This window comes from Pelagibacterium mangrovi (assembly GCF_036662815.1).
Classification (GTDB): Bacteria; Pseudomonadota; Alphaproteobacteria; order Rhizobiales; family Devosiaceae; genus Pelagibacterium; species Pelagibacterium mangrovi.
Window position 1 is genome coordinate 391,617 of record NZ_JBAFXA010000002.1, and the last position, 16,677, is coordinate 408,293.

Sequence of the window (16,677 nt, forward strand, 5' to 3'; positions counted from 1 at the left end):
GGTCCTCGGCTTCGCCTTGTTCATTTTTGATCTCACGGCGCACACCGCTACGGGCATGACGGCGCTAAAACCGCGCCTATGCCCTTCGCTGCGCCTGCGATGGCGCGGCCGAAACGTCGGCCGGGGTCCTCGGCTACGCCTTGTCCGTTTGATCTCACGGGCCGCACCGCTCGCGGCATGACGCGCTGAAACCGCGCTATGCCGCTCGCTGGCCCTCCGATGGGGCGGCCGAAACGTCGGCCGGGGTCCTCGCCTTCGGCTCGTCCGGGTGCTGCCTTCGGGCGATGCTGGATCATCGCGATATTCAGGGACGTTGTCGATTGTGGAGAGGCTGCTGCTGGACCCCGGGAATAAATCCCGGGGTGACATGGTGGTGATTTTGGTCCGAGATTTATTCCCGGGATCCAGTGTGGCGCCGGCCAAAAGAAAAGGCCGCATCGGGGGGATGCGGCCTTTCGTTTGGTGATGATCGCTACGCTTACGGGTTGTAGGTGACCGTGCCGGCATCGTAGGCGGCGCGGCAGTCGGTGGCGTCGGCCATCATGTTGGCATCGCGCAGCTCGGAGGCGCCGCCGCGGCCCTGGAAGCGGGGGTCGTCGCAGATGCCGTCATAGGCGTTGGCACTGGAATCGTCGCCGAAATTGATGCGGAAGCTGTCATCCGATCCGCCATTCTCGTCAAACGTCACGGTGCCGTCTTCATAGGCGGTCGAGCAATCGGTAGCATCGGCCATCAGGTGATCGTCGAGAGCCACGCCCACACCCGACCCGGTAAAGCGCGGATCGTCGCATTCGCCGTCATTGGCCCAATTGCCCGAATCGTCGCCGAAGTCGATGCCGTCGATGGCGATGGAGGCCGACGAACCGTTCGCGGCGTCTTCGTCGAAGGTCACGGTGCCGTCCTCATAGGCGGTCGAGCAATCGGTGGCGTCGGCCATCAGGTGATCGTCGAGGGCCACCCCGACACCCGAGCCGGTGAAGCGCGGATCGTCGCATTCGCCGTCCACGGCATAGGTGCCCGAATCATTGCCGAAATCGATGCCGTCGATGACGATCGATTCGCCGGTGCCGCTCGGCCCGCCGCTATAGGTGACTTCGCCCGCTTCATAGGCGTTGCGGCAGTCGGTGGCGTCGGTCAGCTCGTGGCTGGTGAGCCCGCCGCCGAAGCGCGGGTCGTCGCACTCGCCGTCATTGGCGAAGGTGCCGCTATCGTCGCCGAAATCGATGTCGTCGATGGAAATATCGGTGCCCGAGGCATCGCCGCCCTCGAAGGTGACTTCGCCAGCCTCATAGGCGTTGCGGCAATCGGTGGCATCGGCCAGCTCGTGGCTGGCAAGGCCGCCGCCGAAGCGAGGGTCGTCGCATTCGCCGTCATTGGCCCATGTGCCCGAATCGTCGCCGAAATCGATGCCGTCGACGGTGACTTCGCCGCCCGCATCGCTGCCGTCATCGAAGGTGACTTCGCCAGCCTCATAGGCGTTGCGGCAGTCGGTGGCGTCGGCCAGTTCGTGGCTGGCGAGGCCGCCGCCGAAGCGGGGGTCGTCACATTCGCCATCATTGGCCCAATTGCCCGAATCATCGCCGAAGTCGATGCCGTCGACGGTGACTTCGCCGCCCGCATCGCTGCCGTCATCGAAGGTGACTTCGCCAGCCTCATAGGCGTTGCGGCAGTCGGTGGCGTCGGCCAGTTCGTGGCTGGCGAGGCCGCCGCCGAAGCGGGGGTCGTCACATTCGCCATCATTGGCCCAATTGCCCGAATCATCGCCGAAATCGATGTCGTCCTGAGTCGCGGCCACGCCCGGGGCGGGAGTGTCGTCATCGCCGCCTGCGGCACCGAGGGTTACCTCGCCGGCCTCGAATGCCGCCTGGCAATCGGTTGCGTCGCGCATCTCGTCGACCGGGCTGCGCACCAGGGCGGCGCCGGGGCCTTCGAAACGCGGGTCGTCGCATTGCTGGTCATTGGCGAACGTACTCGAATCGTCGCCGAAATCGATATCCTGGGCGAACGCGGGTCCGCCGAGCGCTAGAGCAAGGGACAGCATGGCGCCGCCCATCATCAACCCGGTCTTTTTCATGAGACTCGTCCCTCTTAGCGGCTGGCGGGTGCCTTGCCGTCCGGTTGCGTGGTCAGGCGAGTGAACAGCAAAATACCGCAAATTACCAGTGCCGTTCCGACACCATGGACCGCCGTAAAGGGTTCACCCAGAACGATAATGGCCAATATGATGGTCAAAATGGGGGAGATGTTGCCGAAAACCGCAGTGCGTTCGGGTCCGATCGATCCGATGGCGGCGGCGATGAGGGAAACCGGCGCGACGGTAGCGGCCAGCGCCAGCGTCAGGAGGATGAAAAAGACGTCCGGCGTCACCGCGAGAGCAGCAAAGGAGTGCGTGAAAAAATAGTGGACGAGCACCATGGCGCTCGCCGCCGTCATGGCGATGGCGGTGAACAATCTGGGCCCCAGCGCATCGATCAGCGGTTTGGCGAAAAGCTGGTAGAGCGCATAGGCGAGCGCGCTGCCCAGCGCCAGAAGCGTTCCGGCAAGGACGGTATCGCCCTCGGCCACCATGTCGTGGCCGAAGATGATGGCGATGCCCAGATAGGCCAGAAGCGCGGCTCCGATCACCGGAATGGTGAGGCGGCGGCGAAACAGGACGGCGCCCAGGATCAGCACCATGAAGGGATAGGTCAAAAGGACCAGCCGGTTGAGCTGGGCGGTGATCAGATCGAGGCTGAGGAAATCGAGCAGACTCGCGCCGTAATAGCCCAATATGCCGATCGCCGCCGCGCCCCAGATGGCGGGAATCGAAACCGGGCGGTTGGCGTGCCGGCCCTTGCCGCGCCGCCGGTCGCGATAGGCGAAAGCGCCGAAGGCGATGAAGAAGGGCACGGCGAGGATCATGCGCCAGGCCAGGACTGTCAGCGCGTCGAGCCCATGGCCATAGGCGAGCTTAACGAAAATGCCCTTGGTGGCAAAGAGCGCCGCGCCCAGTGCCGCAAGGCCGAGGCCGATGAGTTGATCGCGATTGTCGGACAAAGTTATTTCGAAGGCTGGTGCGGAGGATGGTCGGGCCAACCCTATACCCGCCCGATGCGGAGCGCCATGCCGATTTCAGCCGCGCGGATGGGCGGCGCGATAGGCCTGCAGCAGGCGCTGGCCATCGATATGGGTATAGATCTGGGTGGTCGAGAGCGAGGCGTGGCCCAAAAGCTCCTGGATGGCGCGCAGATCGCCGCCGGCGGCGAGGAGATGGGTGGCGAAGGAATGGCGCAGTGCGTGGGGGGTGGCGCTGGCCGGCAGGCCGAGGGCGCCGCGCACCCGCTCGAGCCGGAGCTGGATGAGGCGCGGGCTCAAGGGTCCGCCGCGCACGCCCCGGAACATGGGGGCGGTGGCATCGAGCGCGAAGGGGCAGAGTTTGAGATAGTCCTCGATCGCGGCGCGGACGGGGGCGATCAGGGGGACGAGGCGCACCTTGTTGCCCTTGCCCAGGATACGCAGGGCGGAACCGTCGAGATCGGCACGGGTGAGGGCGAGGGCTTCGGAAATACGCAGGCCGGCACCATAGCAAAGGGCGACGACGGCGGCATCGCGGGCCGCAACCCAGGGGCGGTCCTCGGCCTCATGGATTTCCGGCCCGACAGCCTTGGCCTCGCCGACTGAAAGGGGCTTGGGCAGGCCGCGCGGCAGTTTCGGCGTGCGCACCACCGAGAGGGCTTCGAGCGCCATGATGCCCTGGCGTTCGAGATGGGTGAAAAATGATTTTATCCCCGAAAGCGAACGGGCCAGCGCGCGCGAGCCGGCCTTGTCGCGGCGGCGGGCGGCGAGGAAGGCGCGCAGGTCGGCGGGGCGCAGGGCCTTGAGGTCGTTGAGATCGACGGTGCCGCCGATATGGGCGGAGAGGAAGGCCATGAACTGGTCGAGATCGCGGCCATAGGCCTCGACGGTCCTTGGCGAGAGGCGCCTGATGGTCGCAAGATCGCGGCGCCAGTCGCTGACAAGGCCGCGCAGTGCGTCGGAGATGGCAAAGCCGGTGTCGGTCATGGGAAGAGTCTAGGCCCGATTGGTTACCGGAGCGACAATCGGGTATGGCATTCGATGCGGATTTGGCTCGCGCTGCTGCTGGATTCCGGAAATAAATTCCGGAATGACAGTTGAAGTGTTGGGGGCGGCGGCGGTCATGACCTCCGGGCTTTTTCGGCGCCACCATCCGAACTTGGGCTGGCCGAATCGCGATCGGACACTATGTTAGCGCTTCTTGGTCACGTTTCGTTCGCACGCTCATGCCGCTCGGCCCTGTCGTTTCAGTGATGGTTTCGGTCGCCGTCGACGGCCCCTATTCCTATCGGGTGCCCGAGGGGATGGAGGTCGAGCGCGGTTCGATCGTCGTCGTGCCGCTGGGGCCGCGCCCGACGCTGGGGGTGGTGTGGGGCGAACCCAAGGACAATTTCGCGCATAATCGATTGAAGGACATCGCGCACCATTTCGAGGTGCCCCCGCTTTCCGAGGAGCTTCTGAAAACCGTCGATTGGGTGGCGCGCTATACGCTGGCCCAGCCGGGCATGGTGCTGCGCGGGGCGCTGCGGAGCCGGGAAGCGCTCGATCCGCCGCGCCCGATCATCGCTTACAAACGCGCCGGGCCCGAGCCCGAGCGGATGACCGAGGCGCGGGCGCGGGTGCTTTCGGTGATGGAAGACGGCTATCCCTGGGCCAAGCCGGCGCTGATCGGGGCGGCGGGGGTTTCCACGGCAGTGGTCGACGGGCTGGTCAAGGCCGGAACAATCCAGGCGGTGGAATTGCCAGCGCCCCCGCCGGTGCTGCCGCCCGAGCCCGATTTTGCGCCGGCCAGGCTTTCGGACGGCCAGCAGGCAGCCATCGGGCAGATCCGCGCCCATGATACCGGCGGGTTTTCCGTCGCGCTGCTCGACGGCATCACCGGGTCGGGCAAGACCGAAGTGTTCTTCGAAGCCGTCGCCGATACGCTGCGTCAGGGACGGCAGGTGGCGATCATCCTGCCGGAAATCGCCTTGACGCACACCTTTCTCGACAGGTTCGAGAAGCGCTTCGGGCAGCGGGCCGCCGAATGGCATTCGGAGATGACGCCGGTGCAGCGGGCACGGGTGTGGCGTGGGGTGCTGACCGGGGAGGTGCGGGCGGTGATCGGGGCGCGCTCGGCCTTGTTCCTGCCGTTTCGGGAATTGGGGCTGTTCGTCCTCGACGAGGAGCATGACGGGGCGTTCAAGCAGGCCGATCGCGTCAATTATCATGGGCGCGACATGGCGGTGGTACGCGCCTCGCTGGCCGGGGCGCGGGTGATTTTGTCTTCGGCTACGCCGTCGGTCGAATCGCGCAACAATGCCGAGACGGGGCGCTATGCCCATGTGCGGCTCGATAGCCGGTTTGCCGATGCGGCGTTGCCCGACATCACCGCCATCGACATGCGGGCCGACGGACCGGAAAAAGGCCAGTGGATCGCGCCGAAACTCGCGCGGGCGGTGTTCGACGCGCTCGACAGGGGCGAGCAGGCGCTGCTGTTTTTGAACCGCCGGGGCTATGCGCCGCTGACGCTGTGCCGGGCCTGCGGGCATCAATATCAATGTCCCGATTGTTCGACCTGGCTGGTCGAGCACCGGTTTCGCGGCGTGCTGATGTGCCACCATTGCGGCCATGAAGAGCGGGCGCCCGAAGTGTGCGGGTCGTGCGGGGCGCCCGATTCGCTGGTGGCGGTGGGGCCGGGGATCGAGAGGCTGGCCGAGGAGGTCGCCGAGCGGTTTCCAGGCGCGCGGCCGGTGGTGCTGTCGTCGGATATGGGATCGATGCGTCAGATCCGTGACCGGTTCGCCGAAATCGCGCGCGGGGAATACGACATCATCATCGGCACCCAATTGGTGGCCAAGGGGCACCATTTCGAAAAGCTTTCCCTCGTTGGGGTGATCGACGCCGATCTGGGGCTGGCGCATGGCGATCCCAGGGCGGCGGAAAAGACCTTCCAGATCTTGACGCAGGTCACGGGGCGCGCTGGCCGCGAATCGCGGTCGGGCAAGGCGTTCCTGCAGACCTATCATCCCGACCACGCGGTGATGCGGGCGATGATTTCGGGGGACAGGGAAGGGTTTTACGCCCATGAGCTCGAGGTGCGCCGGCAGGGCCAATTGCCCCCGTTCGGGCGGCTTGCGGCGCTGATCGTCTCGGGCAATGAGCATATGGAAACCATGGGGTTCGCCAAGGCGCTGATGGCGAACGCGCCCTTGGCCGAAGGGGTGATGCGCTTCGGGCCGGCCGATGCGCCCGTGGCGATGGTGAGGGGCCGGCACCGGGTGCGGATATTGGTGCAGAGCCCGAAAGATTTCGACCTTTCGGGGTATGTGCGGTTCTGGCTGGAGAGGGGGCCGCCGGCCAAGGGGAATCTGAGGGTTCAGGTCGATATCGACCCCATGAGCTTCTACTGATTTTCCCCATCTTGGCTATCATAAGAGAAATGCGACATTTGCGCTGCCCCGATTTGGCCCAGATGCGCTTGCGTGGGCGTTTTCGTCATGGTAAGGCCACGCGGAATTCAAGGGCATGGCCTTAAGTCTCGGCTGCTCTTTCAATACCGGATAGACACGCCACATGCCCGCCGCCGCCCGACATCAAGGCGATGACGACGGCGAGGGGCGAGGCAAGCAGCGGGGTTAGAAGGCTTGAGCGCACCACGATCCGTTCTTTCAAAGATCGCGCGACCCTATGCGTCGGCGCTCTTCGAGCTGGCCAGCGAAACCGGATCGGTTCCGGCCGTGGAAGCCGATCTCGACGCCGTCGCCGGATTGATCCAGTCCTCGGACGATTTTTCCCGGTTTCTCGTCAGCCCCACCATCACCCCCGACGTCAAGAGCGCGGCGCTCGATTCGATCATCGAAAAGACCGCGCCGGTCGAGATCGTCGCCAATGCGCTCAGGCTGATCGCCCGGAACGGTCGGCTGTTCGCGCTTGCGGCGATCATTGCCGAATTCAAGCGGCTCGCCGCCGAGGCGCGCAACGAAGTCAGCGCGGAAGTCGTCTCCGCCGCTCCGCTCACCAGCCAGCAGGAAAAAGAACTCGCCGCCGTCCTCAAGGACAAGATCGGCAAGGACGTTTCCCTCATTACGCGTGTCGATGAAAGCCTGATCGGTGGCCTTGTGGTCCAGGTCGGCAGCCAGATGATCGACACCTCCCTCAAGACAAAACTTTCGGCCATGAAGATCGCCATGAAAGGGGTCAGCTAATGGACATCAAAGCTGCGGAAATTTCCGCGATCCTCAAGGACCAGATCAAGGATTTCGGCAAGGAAGCCCAGGTTTCCGAAGTCGGTCAGGTCCTCTCGGTCGGTGACGGCATCGCGCGCGTCTTCGGCCTCGACAAGGTCCAGGCCGGCGAGCTCGTCGAATTCCCCGGCGGCATCAAGGGCATGGCGCTGAACCTGGAAGCCGACAATGTCGGCGTCGTGATCTTCGGGTCCGACCGCGACATCAAGGAAGGCGATACCGTCAAGCGCACCGGCTCGATCGTCGATACCCCGGTCGGCAAGGGCCTTTTGGGCCGCGTCGTCGACGGGCTGGGCAATCCGATCGACGGCAAGGGTCCGATCGAATACACCGAGCGCCGTCGCGTGGACGTCAAGGCTCCCGGCATCCTGCCGCGCAAGTCCGTGCACGAGCCGATGTCGACGGGCCTCAAGGCCATCGACGCGCTGATCCCCATCGGGCGCGGCCAGCGCGAGCTGGTGATCGGTGACCGCCAGACCGGCAAGACCGCGATCATTCTCGATACCTTCCTCAACCAGAAGCCCGCGCATCAGTCTGGCGCCGACGAGAGCGACAAGCTCTATTGCGTCTATGTCGCCGTGGGCCAGAAGCGCTCGACCGTCGCCCAGTTCGTCAAGATGCTGGAAGACAATGGCGCGCTGGAATATTCGATCGTGGTTGCCGCGACCGCTTCGGACCCCGCTCCGATGCAGTTCCTGGCGCCGTTCACCGGCTGTGCCATCGGCGAATTTTTCCGCGACAACGGCATGCACGCCGTGATCGCCTATGACGATTTGTCCAAGCAGGCCGTGGCCTACCGCCAGATGAGCCTGTTGCTGCGTCGTCCTCCCGGACGTGAAGCCTATCCGGGCGACGTGTTCTATCTCCACTCCCGTCTTCTCGAACGCGCTGCAAAGCTCAACGAGAACCACGGTTCGGGTTCGCTCACCGCTCTGCCGGTCATCGAAACCCAGGCCAACGACGTGTCGGCCTATATTCCGACCAATGTGATCTCGATCACCGACGGCCAGATCTTCCTTGAAACCAATTTGTTCTTCCAGGGCATCCGCCCGGCCGTGAACGTCGGCCTGTCGGTTTCCCGCGTGGGCGGTTCGGCCCAGATCAAGGCGATGAAGCAGGTTGCCGGTTCATTGAAGGGTGAGCTTTCGCAGTATCGCGAAATGGCGGCTTTCGCCCAGTTCGGCTCGGACCTCGATGCGGCGACCCAGCGTCTGCTCAATCGCGGCGCGCGCCTGACCGAGCTTTTGAAGCAGCCGCAGTTCTCGCCGCTCAAGACCGAGGAACAGGTCGCTGTGATCTTTGCGGGCGCCAATGGCTATCTCGACGATCTGCCGGTGCGCGGCGTGCAGCCCTTCGAAAAGGCGCTGCTGTCGACCCTGCGGAGCAAGCACGCCGACATCCTGGGCGACATCGCCAAGGAAAAGGCACTGAGCGACGGTATCCGCGAGCGGCTGAAATCGGCGCTCGATGCGTTCAAGAAGACCTACGCCGCCTAATTCTGGCGTCCCGGCTGGCAAGGAGCTTTCGGCGCAATGCCCTCTTTGAAGGACCTGAAAAACCGGATCAACTCGGTCAAATCGACCCAGAAGATCACCAAGGCCATGCAGATGGTCGCGGCGGCCAAGCTCCGCCGCGCCCAGGATGCGGCCGTGGCGGCCCGTCCCTATGCCGAGCGCATGGAGAAGGTGCTGGCCAGTCTCGGCGCGGCCTATGAAGGCCGTCCCGACGCGCCGGCGCTTCTGGCCGGAACGGGCAGGGACAAAGTCCATCTTCTGGTGGTGGCCACCGGAGAGCGCGGCCTGGCGGGGGGCTTCAATTCCTCGATCGCCCGCATGGCCCGCGACCACGCCACGCGCCTTCTGGCCGAAGGCAAGACCGTCAAGATCCTGACGGTGGGCAAAAAGGGCGCCGATGTTCTCAAACGCGGCCTTGCCAAGAACATCACCGAGCAGATCTCGCTGCGTGACGTGAAGCAACTCGGCTATTCCACGGCTCAGGAGATCGGGGAAAAGATCCTCGCGCTCTATGCGGCCGGTGAATTCGACGTGGCGACGCTGTTCTACTCGCGCTTTCAGTCGGTCATCTCCCAGGTGCCGACCGCCCAGCAGCTGATCCCGGCCAAGTTCGAAAAGGCCGAGACCGAGGAAGTCAAGGCGGGTTCGGCGATCTATGAGTACGAGCCCGACGAAGAGGCGATCCTTGAGGATTTGCTGCCGCGCAATGTGAGCGTGCAGATTTTCCGCGCCTTGCTCGAGAACAACGCATCGTTCTTCGGTGCGCAGATGACGGCGATGGACAACGCGACCCGCAACGCGGGCGAGCTGATCACCAAGCTTCAGCTCAGCTACAACCGTCAGCGCCAGGCGCAGATCACCAAGGAACTGATCGAAATCATTTCGGGCGCCGAAGCGCTCTAGGTATTTAGGCTCTCGCGCTCCCGAACCGGAAAAGTTGCAGACTTTTTCTGGGAACGCTCCAAAGACAGGGACAAGAACCATGGCAGAGAACAAAATCGGCCGCGTTTCCCAGGTTATGGGTGCCGTTGTGGACGTCACGTTCGACGACCACCTGCCGGCCATCCTGAACGCGCTGGAAACCGACAACAACGGCAACCGCCTCGTGCTCGAAGTCGCCCAGCATCTGGGTGAGAACACTGTGCGCACCATCGCCATGGACACGACCGAAGGTCTGGCGCGCGGCGTCGAAGTGCGCGATCTGGGCGAGGCCATTTCGGTGCCGGTGGGCGACGAAACGCTGGGCCGCATCATGAACGTCATCGGCGAGCCGATCGACGAAGCCGGTCCGGTCAACACCCCGACCCGCCGCACCATTCACCAGCCGGCTCCCGAATTCGTGGACCAGGCCACCCAGGCCGAAATCCTCGTCACCGGCATCAAGGTCATCGACCTTCTGGCCCCCTATGCCCGTGGCGGCAAGATCGGCCTGTTCGGTGGCGCCGGCGTCGGCAAGACGGTTCTGATCCAGGAGCTGATCAACAACGTCGCCAAGGCCCATGGTGGTTACTCGGTGTTCGCCGGCGTCGGCGAGCGCACCCGTGAAGGCAACGATCTTTACTACGAAATGATCGAATCGGGCGTGAACAAGGACCCCAAGGAGAACAATGGTTCGACCGAGGGTTCCAAATGCGCCCTGGTCTTCGGCCAGATGAACGAACCCCCGGGAGCCCGTGCCCGCGTGGCGCTGACCGGTCTGTCGATCGCCGAGGATTTCCGCGACAAGGGCCAGGACGTGCTGTTCTTTGTCGACAACATCTTCCGCTTCACCCAGGCCGGTTCGGAAGTGTCGGCTCTGCTGGGCCGTATTCCTTCGGCCGTGGGCTATCAGCCGACCCTGGGCACCGACATGGGTGCGCTCCAGGAACGCATCACCACGACCAACAAGGGCTCGATCACCTCGGTTCAGGCCGTGTACGTGCCGGCCGACGACTTCACCGACCCGGCTCCCGCCTCGACCTTCGCTCACCTTGACGCGACGACCTCGCTCAACCGCGCGATTTCGGAAAAGGGCATCTACCCGGCCGTCGATCCGCTCGACTCCAACTCGCGCATGCTCGACCCCACCATCGTGGGCGAGGAGCACTATCAGGTGGCTCGTTCGGTGCAGGAAATCCTGCAGCGCTACAAGTCGCTCCAGGACATTATCGCCATCCTGGGCATGGACGAGCTGTCCGAGGAAGACAAGCTGACAGTGGCCCGCGCCCGCAAGGTCGAGCGCTTCATGAGCCAGCCCTTCCACGTGGCCGAAGCCTTCACCAACACCCCCGGCATCTATGTCGAGCTCGAGGACACCATCAAGGCGTTCAAGGGTCTGGTGGACGGCGAATACGATCACCTGCCCGAGCAGGCCTTCTACATGGTCGGCACCATCGACGACGCGGTCAAGAAGGCCCAGAAGCTGGCCGCCGAAGCCGCCTAATCAAGTGAGTATGCCGTGGGGCGCATCGCCGCCCTGCGGACGTCCTGACAAGAACGGATAGAGACATGGCCGAAGGCGTCAAAATCGAAATCGTATCGCCGGAAGTGCTCGTTCTGAGCGCCGAGGCGCGGTCGGTGACCGTGCCGGGCGCAGAGGGCTATCTCACGGTTCTGGGCGCTCACGCGCCGTTGATGACGGTGCTCAAGCCCGGGTTCGTGACGGTGGTCGATACCAGCGGGGCCAACAAGAGCTATTTCGTGGGCGGCGGTTTCGCCGATATTTCGGACGCCGGCGTCACCATTCTCGCCGAGGAGGCCAAGCCAGCCAGCGAGTTCGGCCGCACCGAGATCGAGGCCCGCATTGCCCAGGCGCAGCAGGCACTGAGTGCCGCGACCGAAATCGAGGACAAGCAGGTTGCCCAGAATGCGCTGGACGGCTGGAAGAATCTGCTGCTCGAAAGCGCAGCGCTCGGGACCGTGCATTGACGATCCGAATTTTCGGACTTCGATTATAGTTGCAAGGGGTGCCGCAAGGCGCCCCTTTTGCTTTTGGCGCTTGGGATCGCCCCGGCCCGGTATTACCGAAACGATCATTTAATCATATCTCCGTAGCTTTACGCAGATCTCCCTGAAGGGGGCAAATTCGTCGACGAGGAGCAGACGAAATGCGGGGCTTAATCAGCAGAACGCTGGGGCGCATTCCCATGACCACGACGATCGCCGCAATGGTCGTCGGCGCCGTGATCTTATCGGTGGGAGCCGTCGTTCTGGCGGTCTATGTCAATCTTTCGGCCAACACCGACCAGGTGGCCTATTCGAGCCAGAAATCCAACATCCGCACCGCCGCGACCGTGGTGGGCGGCATGGGCGGCATCCAGGTCGAATGGTCCGAAGAGGGCGACGTAGCGAGCATCGGCACCTGGGTGATGCCGCGCTTCTACAATCACGATGTCGCCGATTCGATCGCGCGGGTGACCGGCGAGACGGCGGCGATCTTTTCATGGAATTCGGAAACCGGCCTTTTTGAGCAGGTGACCACTTCGATGGTCGATGGCGAGGGCAATCGCATCGTCCAGGACCCCATCGCGCCCGATAGCGCGCTTCATGCGCAGCTTCTCGAACAGGGCTCGGTCTATACCGAGACGACGATCGATGGGGAGCATTATTATTCGGTTTATCAGCCGATCACCTATCTTTCGGGCACTGATGTTCTGGGCCTGCTCTATGTGGGCGTGAGCCAGGGCGCGATCACCGCCGTGGTCACCGACACGATGAACCTGCTGCTCATCGTGAGCGGGGTGGCGCTGGCTGTTATGTGCCTGGTTTCGATCGTCGCCTCGCGGATGATCGCGCGGCCCATTCCGGCGCTTTCGGCTGTGATGGGGCGGATCGCCCAGAACGAATTCGACGTCGAAGTGCCCTATACCGACCGCCGCAACGAGGTGGGCGAGATGGCTCGCGCCGTCGAGGTGTTCCGCGAAAACGGCCAGAAGGTCGCCGCGATGACCGAGGCGGAAGCGGCGCGCATCGTGGCCGACGAAAAGGCCCGCCGCGTCATGATGGGGCAATTGCAGGCCGCTTTCGGCACCGTTGTGGATGCGGCGATCGCGGGGGATTTCTCCCAGCGGGTCGAGGCCAAATTCGCCGATGCCGAACTCAATGCGCTGGCCGGATCGGTCAACGATCTTGTCGAAACCGTCGACAGGGGATTGAGCGAAACGGCGGGCGTCCTCGGCGCGCTGGCCAACACCGATCTCACCATGCGCGTCATGGGCCAATATCAGGGCGCGTTCGCCCATCTCAAGCACGATACCAATGCGGTGGCCGAAAAGCTTTCCGACATCGTTATCGAATTGCGCGGCACCTCGCGTACGCTCAAGACAGCGACCGGGGAAATCCTCTCGGGCGCCAACGATCTGTCCGAACGCACAACGCGTCAGGCGGCAACCATCGAGGAAACCTCGGCGGCCATGGAGCAATTGGCCGCCACCGTGATGGACAACGCCAAGCGGGCCCAGGACGCATCGCGGACCGCCGTTTCGGTCACCCATTCGGCCGAAGAGGGCGGGCAGGTGATGGACGAGGCGACGGCGGCCATGGAGCGGATCACCACGTCCTCGGCCAAGGTTTCCGACATCATCAAGATGATCGACGACATCGCGTTCCAGACCAATCTTCTGGCGCTCAACGCCTCGGTGGAAGCGGCGCGGGCCGGGGAAGCGGGCAAGGGGTTCGCGGTCGTCGCCGTAGAAGTGCGTCGGCTGGCGCAGTCCGCGGCGGAAGCGTCCTCGGAGGTCAAGGCGCTGATCGAGCAGAGTTCGAGCGAGGTCGACGGCGGCTCGAAGCTGGTTGCCCAGGCGGCGGAAAAACTCGCCGTCATGCTCGAGGCGGCCCGCACCAACACCCAGCAGATGGAGGCGATCGCGCGCGAAAGCCGCGAGCAGGCGTCATCGATCGAAGAGGTCAATGCCGCCGTGCGCCAGCTCGACGAGATGACCCAGCACAACGCGGCTTTGGTCGAGGAAACCAATGCGGCTATCGCCCAGACCGAGGAACAGGCGACGGCGCTCGACCGGATCGTCGATGTCTTCCATGTGGAGCGGGGCGCGGTCGCGGCTCGGCCGCAGGGGGAGAGATCATCGTCCGGTGACGCCCGGTCGCTGCAGAACAAGGTCAAGCAGGCGGCTGGAGCGTATCTGAGCCAGGGCAGCGCTGCCATCGACCATGATTGGCAGGAGTTCTAGGGGCGGCGCCTTAATCCAACAACCCGCACCGTTGCCCGGTGATTGGGGGGTGGAGGGACATCGCGTCCGCTGAGCTGCGTGGAGAGGCAGAGTGGGTCCTCGGGTCGAGCCCGAGGACGACGAGGGGTGCACACTCTCGGGGAAGAGACATCGAGGTGACGCCGTTTGCATTGGGCATCGATCCAGAACCGAGCCTGTCATTCCGGGATTGTGTCCCGCAATCCAGTGCAGCACTGGTCAAGAACACTACGGAGTGTCGCTTCAGCTTGTGGGGTCGATATCGGAAAGCGCCATTTCGACTGCCGCTGCGGCGTGCAGCGCAGTGGTGTCATAGACCGGTAGCGGGCTGTCCTCGTCGGTGATCAGCATGCCGATTTCGGTGCAGCCGAGAATGACGGCCTGGGCGCCACGGGCGGCGAGGCGTTCGATCGCATCGATATAGATGGTGCGCGAGACGTCGCTGACGATGCCGCGGCAGAGCTCGTTATAGATGATGCCGTCGAGATTGGTCCTGTCGACCTCGGGTACCAGCGGATCGAGGCCATGGGCACGCAGGCGGTCCTTGTAGAAATCCATTTCCATGGTGAACCTTGTGCCCAAAAGACCCACAGTGGTCGCGCCGTCGGCAACAAGGGCGTCGACGGTTGGGTCGGCGATATGGAGCAGGGGAATGGAAACCGCGCCCTCGATCCGGTCGGCGACGATGTGCATTGTATTGGTGGCCAGCACCAGAAGCTGGGCGCCGGCGGTTTCCAGACGCCGGGCGGAAGCCGCGAGCAGCGCGCCCGCCCCGTCCCAATCGCCAGCCGATTGCAGGGTTTCGATGGCGGCGAAATCGAGGGAATCGAGCAGGATGGGGGCCGAGTGCAGGCCGCCGCGTCGGCGGGCAGTCTCCCGGTTGATGAGCGCGTAATATTGCGCGCTCGATTCCCAGCTCATCCCGCCGATGATGCCGATGGTCTTCACGCCATGTGCTTTCCGATTTGCCCGGGAAGGTGGGCGAAGGCGTCGCGGACTTCGAGATAGGCCGGGCGCTTGAAGGGCACGATGATTTCGGGGATTTTGTCGAAATCTTCCCAGCGCCAGGCGTCGAATTCGGGGTCGATGCCGGGATTGTCGAGGCAAAGGGTGATCTCGGCTTCTTCGCCCTCGAAGAGAAAGGCGAACCATTTCTGGCGCTGGCCGCGATATTTCCCCTTGAGCGCGATACCCAGCACGTCGTCGGGCAGGTCGTAATGGATCCAGTCGGGCGCTTCGGCGAGCACCCGGATGGTGCGGATGCCGGTTTCCTCGAACAGCTCGCGATAGGCGGCGCGCAAGGGCTCCTCGCCATCGTCAATGCCGCCCTGTGGCATCTGCCAGGGGGCGGCCACTTCGGAGGTATCGGGGCCGGGGGTGAGAATGCGGCGGGCGAGAAACACCTTTCCGGCGGAATTGAAAAGCGCGATGCCGACACAGTCGCGATAGGGCATGTCCTCGCGTCGCGGGGTCTGGGTCATGGGTTTGCCTCGAGGGTGGAGAGGGTGCTGACCGGCACGAGAAGGTATTGATCCTCATCGAGACCATTGGCCCAATCGGCCAGCGTGCTGATCGAAACGGGAAGGCCCGAGAGAATTCCGATGGCCTGGCCGCGTTCGTCGGCGGTTCGCGTCAGCTCGTCCAGCGCCGCCATGATCGCGGTCCGCGAGGGATTGGAATCGATCACCGCGTCGATCCTTGCGTAGGGCACGTCGTTCTGGCGAGCCAGTTGGGGGGCGACCGAGCGGTTGGAGCTGCCGTCATCGAGATAGGCGAGCCCCCGCAGCCCGAGCTCTTCCATGACGGGCGCGAAATCGGCCGCAGAGGCTGTAAAGCGCGCGCCCATATGGTTGAGAACGCCGGTGTAGCCGGTCATGCGGGTCAAAAGCCAATAGAGCTTTTCAAGGTTTTCGCGCGGCGGCTGCTCGACCAGCAGAGTATGGGGGCCGGGGTCATTCTGGGGATAATCGAAGGGCTCAAGCGGAATTTCGAGCATCACTTCATGGCCGTCGCTGCGGGCCGCGTCCGAGAGGGTGGCAAGGCTGTTGCCATAGGGCGCAAAGGCCAGCGTCACGGTGCCGGGAAGGGTGTCGATCGCCTCGCGGGTGGTGGTTTCGCTCAGCCCCAGTCCGGACATCACAACGGCGATCAGCTTGCGCCCGCCGGCGGCGGCGGGGGAGACCGAAGGCCTCGCGTAAGCCTCATGGGGCTTGAGGCCCGTCGCGCTGACGCGCGGCAGTGGGCCGCTGTCGGTCATTTCGAAAAGATTGTCGGCGGGGTTGGGCGCAATGTCCTCGCCGGTCATGGGCAGGTCGGAGAGCGTGATGATCGAGGGGCCGTCGATCGGGGTGCGCGGGGTTTGATCGACGGGTTCAGACGCGGCGAGATCGATGGCGACCGGATTGGGTGCGGGTTCGAGACTAACCGCTGCTTCGGCGACCGGGCGTCCGCCCAAGGGATCGTCGACGAACACGATCCAGCCGGCCACGCCCAGGACGATGAGCGCGAAAATGGCGACGCCGATCCGCCCCCATGGCCAACCCATCCAGAGGGTGGACCCGGCCTTGTCTTTCCTGCGGCGCTTCCGGCCGAGCGGGGTGCTCAACTCGTCGGTCATGGCACTGTGGTTCCAAACTCCCCCGAGCGCTGGAAAAGTTCGGCCCCGAATCGGGGCCGAATCTCGTGCGTTACGCTAGAGCA

General features: G+C 64.1%; 13 protein-coding genes. 7 read left to right on the forward strand and 6 right to left on the reverse strand.

Annotated features, from left to right (window positions below):
• Positions 1-478: 478 nt before the first annotated feature.
• The 3 genes from V4T21_RS04710 to V4T21_RS04720 all read right to left on the reverse strand — a co-directional run bounded on the left by V4T21_RS04710 (position 479) and on the right by V4T21_RS04720 (position 4,041).
• Positions 479-2,074 (reverse strand): hypothetical protein, encoded by a 1,596-nt coding sequence (locus tag V4T21_RS04710; RefSeq protein WP_332713739.1) that lies wholly within the window; start codon positions 2,072-2,074, stop codon positions 479-481.
• A 14-nt stretch (positions 2,075-2,088) separates the two neighbouring features.
• The gene (locus V4T21_RS04715) at positions 2,089-3,036 is read right to left on the reverse strand and encodes a DMT family transporter (protein WP_332713741.1); all 948 of its coding nucleotides are present in this window, start codon (positions 3,034-3,036) and stop codon (positions 2,089-2,091) included.
• Positions 3,037-3,111: 75 nt separating this feature from the next.
• Positions 3,112-4,041 (reverse strand): tyrosine recombinase XerC, encoded by a 930-nt coding sequence (locus V4T21_RS04720; RefSeq protein WP_332713744.1) that lies wholly within the window; start codon positions 4,039-4,041, stop codon positions 3,112-3,114.
• Between the two features lie 239 nt (positions 4,042-4,280).
• On the opposite strand from V4T21_RS04720, the gene V4T21_RS04725 reads away from it, so the two are divergent.
• The 7 genes from V4T21_RS04725 to V4T21_RS04755 all read left to right on the forward strand — a co-directional run bounded on the left by V4T21_RS04725 (position 4,281) and on the right by V4T21_RS04755 (position 13,959).
• A complete protein-coding gene (locus V4T21_RS04725; protein WP_332713746.1) occupies positions 4,281-6,446 on the forward strand; it encodes a primosomal protein N' in 2,166 nt (721 codons plus the stop codon).
• Positions 6,447-6,680: 234 nt separating this feature from the next.
• Positions 6,681-7,241: a F0F1 ATP synthase subunit delta gene (locus V4T21_RS04730; protein ID WP_332713749.1), complete on the forward strand. Its 561-nt coding sequence runs from the start codon at positions 6,681-6,683 to the stop codon at positions 7,239-7,241.
• Entirely contained in the window at positions 7,241-8,776 is a 1,536-nt protein-coding gene (gene atpA / locus V4T21_RS04735) for a F0F1 ATP synthase subunit alpha (RefSeq protein ID WP_332713752.1), read from the forward strand. Before V4T21_RS04730 ends, atpA begins: the two co-directional genes overlap by 1 nt.
• A 36-nt stretch (positions 8,777-8,812) precedes the next feature.
• Positions 8,813-9,697, forward strand: a complete 885-nt coding sequence (locus tag V4T21_RS04740) for a F0F1 ATP synthase subunit gamma (protein ID WP_332713755.1) — start codon at positions 8,813-8,815, stop codon at positions 9,695-9,697.
• A 79-nt stretch (positions 9,698-9,776) separates the two neighbouring features.
• On the forward strand, positions 9,777-11,216 hold the full coding sequence (gene atpD, locus V4T21_RS04745; protein ID WP_332713758.1) for a F0F1 ATP synthase subunit beta: 1,440 nt from the start codon (positions 9,777-9,779) through the stop codon (positions 11,214-11,216).
• Between the two features lie 65 nt (positions 11,217-11,281).
• Positions 11,282-11,701, forward strand: a complete 420-nt coding sequence (locus tag V4T21_RS04750) for a F0F1 ATP synthase subunit epsilon (protein ID WP_332713761.1) — start codon at positions 11,282-11,284, stop codon at positions 11,699-11,701.
• A 218-nt stretch (positions 11,702-11,919) separates the two neighbouring features.
• Positions 11,920-13,959 (forward strand): methyl-accepting chemotaxis protein, encoded by a 2,040-nt coding sequence (locus V4T21_RS04755; protein WP_332713763.1) that lies wholly within the window; start codon positions 11,920-11,922, stop codon positions 13,957-13,959.
• A gap of 261 nt (positions 13,960-14,220) precedes the next feature.
• Here the strand turns inward: V4T21_RS04755 and V4T21_RS04760 are convergent, their stop codons facing one another.
• The 3 genes from V4T21_RS04760 to V4T21_RS04770 are packed head-to-tail and all read right to left on the reverse strand — an operon-like array spanning position 14,221 to position 16,594.
• Positions 14,221-14,925 carry an aspartate/glutamate racemase family protein gene (locus tag V4T21_RS04760; RefSeq protein WP_332713765.1) on the reverse strand — a complete coding sequence of 235 codons (705 nt, stop codon included), beginning with the start codon at positions 14,923-14,925 and terminating at the stop codon, positions 14,221-14,223.
• Positions 14,922-15,458: an RNA pyrophosphohydrolase gene (locus V4T21_RS04765; protein ID WP_332713768.1), complete on the reverse strand. Its 537-nt coding sequence runs from the start codon at positions 15,456-15,458 to the stop codon at positions 14,922-14,924. Before V4T21_RS04765 ends, V4T21_RS04760 begins: the two co-directional genes overlap by 4 nt.
• A complete protein-coding gene (locus tag V4T21_RS04770) occupies positions 15,455-16,594 on the reverse strand; it encodes a divergent polysaccharide deacetylase family protein (protein WP_332713771.1) in 1,140 nt (379 codons plus the stop codon). The genes V4T21_RS04765 and V4T21_RS04770 overlap by 4 nt, the downstream gene beginning before the upstream one ends.
• Between the last annotated feature and the right edge of the window lie 83 nt (positions 16,595-16,677).

Coding starts and splice junctions, on each gene's coding strand:
- V4T21_RS04770 (WP_332713771.1), bottom strand. CDS start 16,594: ATGACCGACGAGTTGAGCACCCCGCTCGGCCGGAAGCGCCGCAGGAAA.
- V4T21_RS04740 (WP_332713755.1), top strand. CDS start 8,813: ATGCCCTCTTTGAAGGACCTGAAAAACCGGATCAACTCGGTCAAATCG.
- atpA (WP_332713752.1), top strand. CDS start 7,241: ATGGACATCAAAGCTGCGGAAATTTCCGCGATCCTCAAGGACCAGATC.
- V4T21_RS04765 (WP_332713768.1), bottom strand. CDS start 15,458: ATGACCCAGACCCCGCGACGCGAGGACATGCCCTATCGCGACTGTGTC.
- V4T21_RS04725 (WP_332713746.1), top strand. CDS start 4,281: ATGCCGCTCGGCCCTGTCGTTTCAGTGATGGTTTCGGTCGCCGTCGAC.
- V4T21_RS04720 (WP_332713744.1), bottom strand. CDS start 4,041: ATGACCGACACCGGCTTTGCCATCTCCGACGCACTGCGCGGCCTTGTC.
- V4T21_RS04755 (WP_332713763.1), top strand. CDS start 11,920: ATGACCACGACGATCGCCGCAATGGTCGTCGGCGCCGTGATCTTATCG.
- V4T21_RS04750 (WP_332713761.1), top strand. CDS start 11,282: ATGGCCGAAGGCGTCAAAATCGAAATCGTATCGCCGGAAGTGCTCGTT.
- V4T21_RS04710 (WP_332713739.1), bottom strand. CDS start 2,074: ATGAAAAAGACCGGGTTGATGATGGGCGGCGCCATGCTGTCCCTTGCT.
- atpD (WP_332713758.1), top strand. CDS start 9,777: ATGGCAGAGAACAAAATCGGCCGCGTTTCCCAGGTTATGGGTGCCGTT.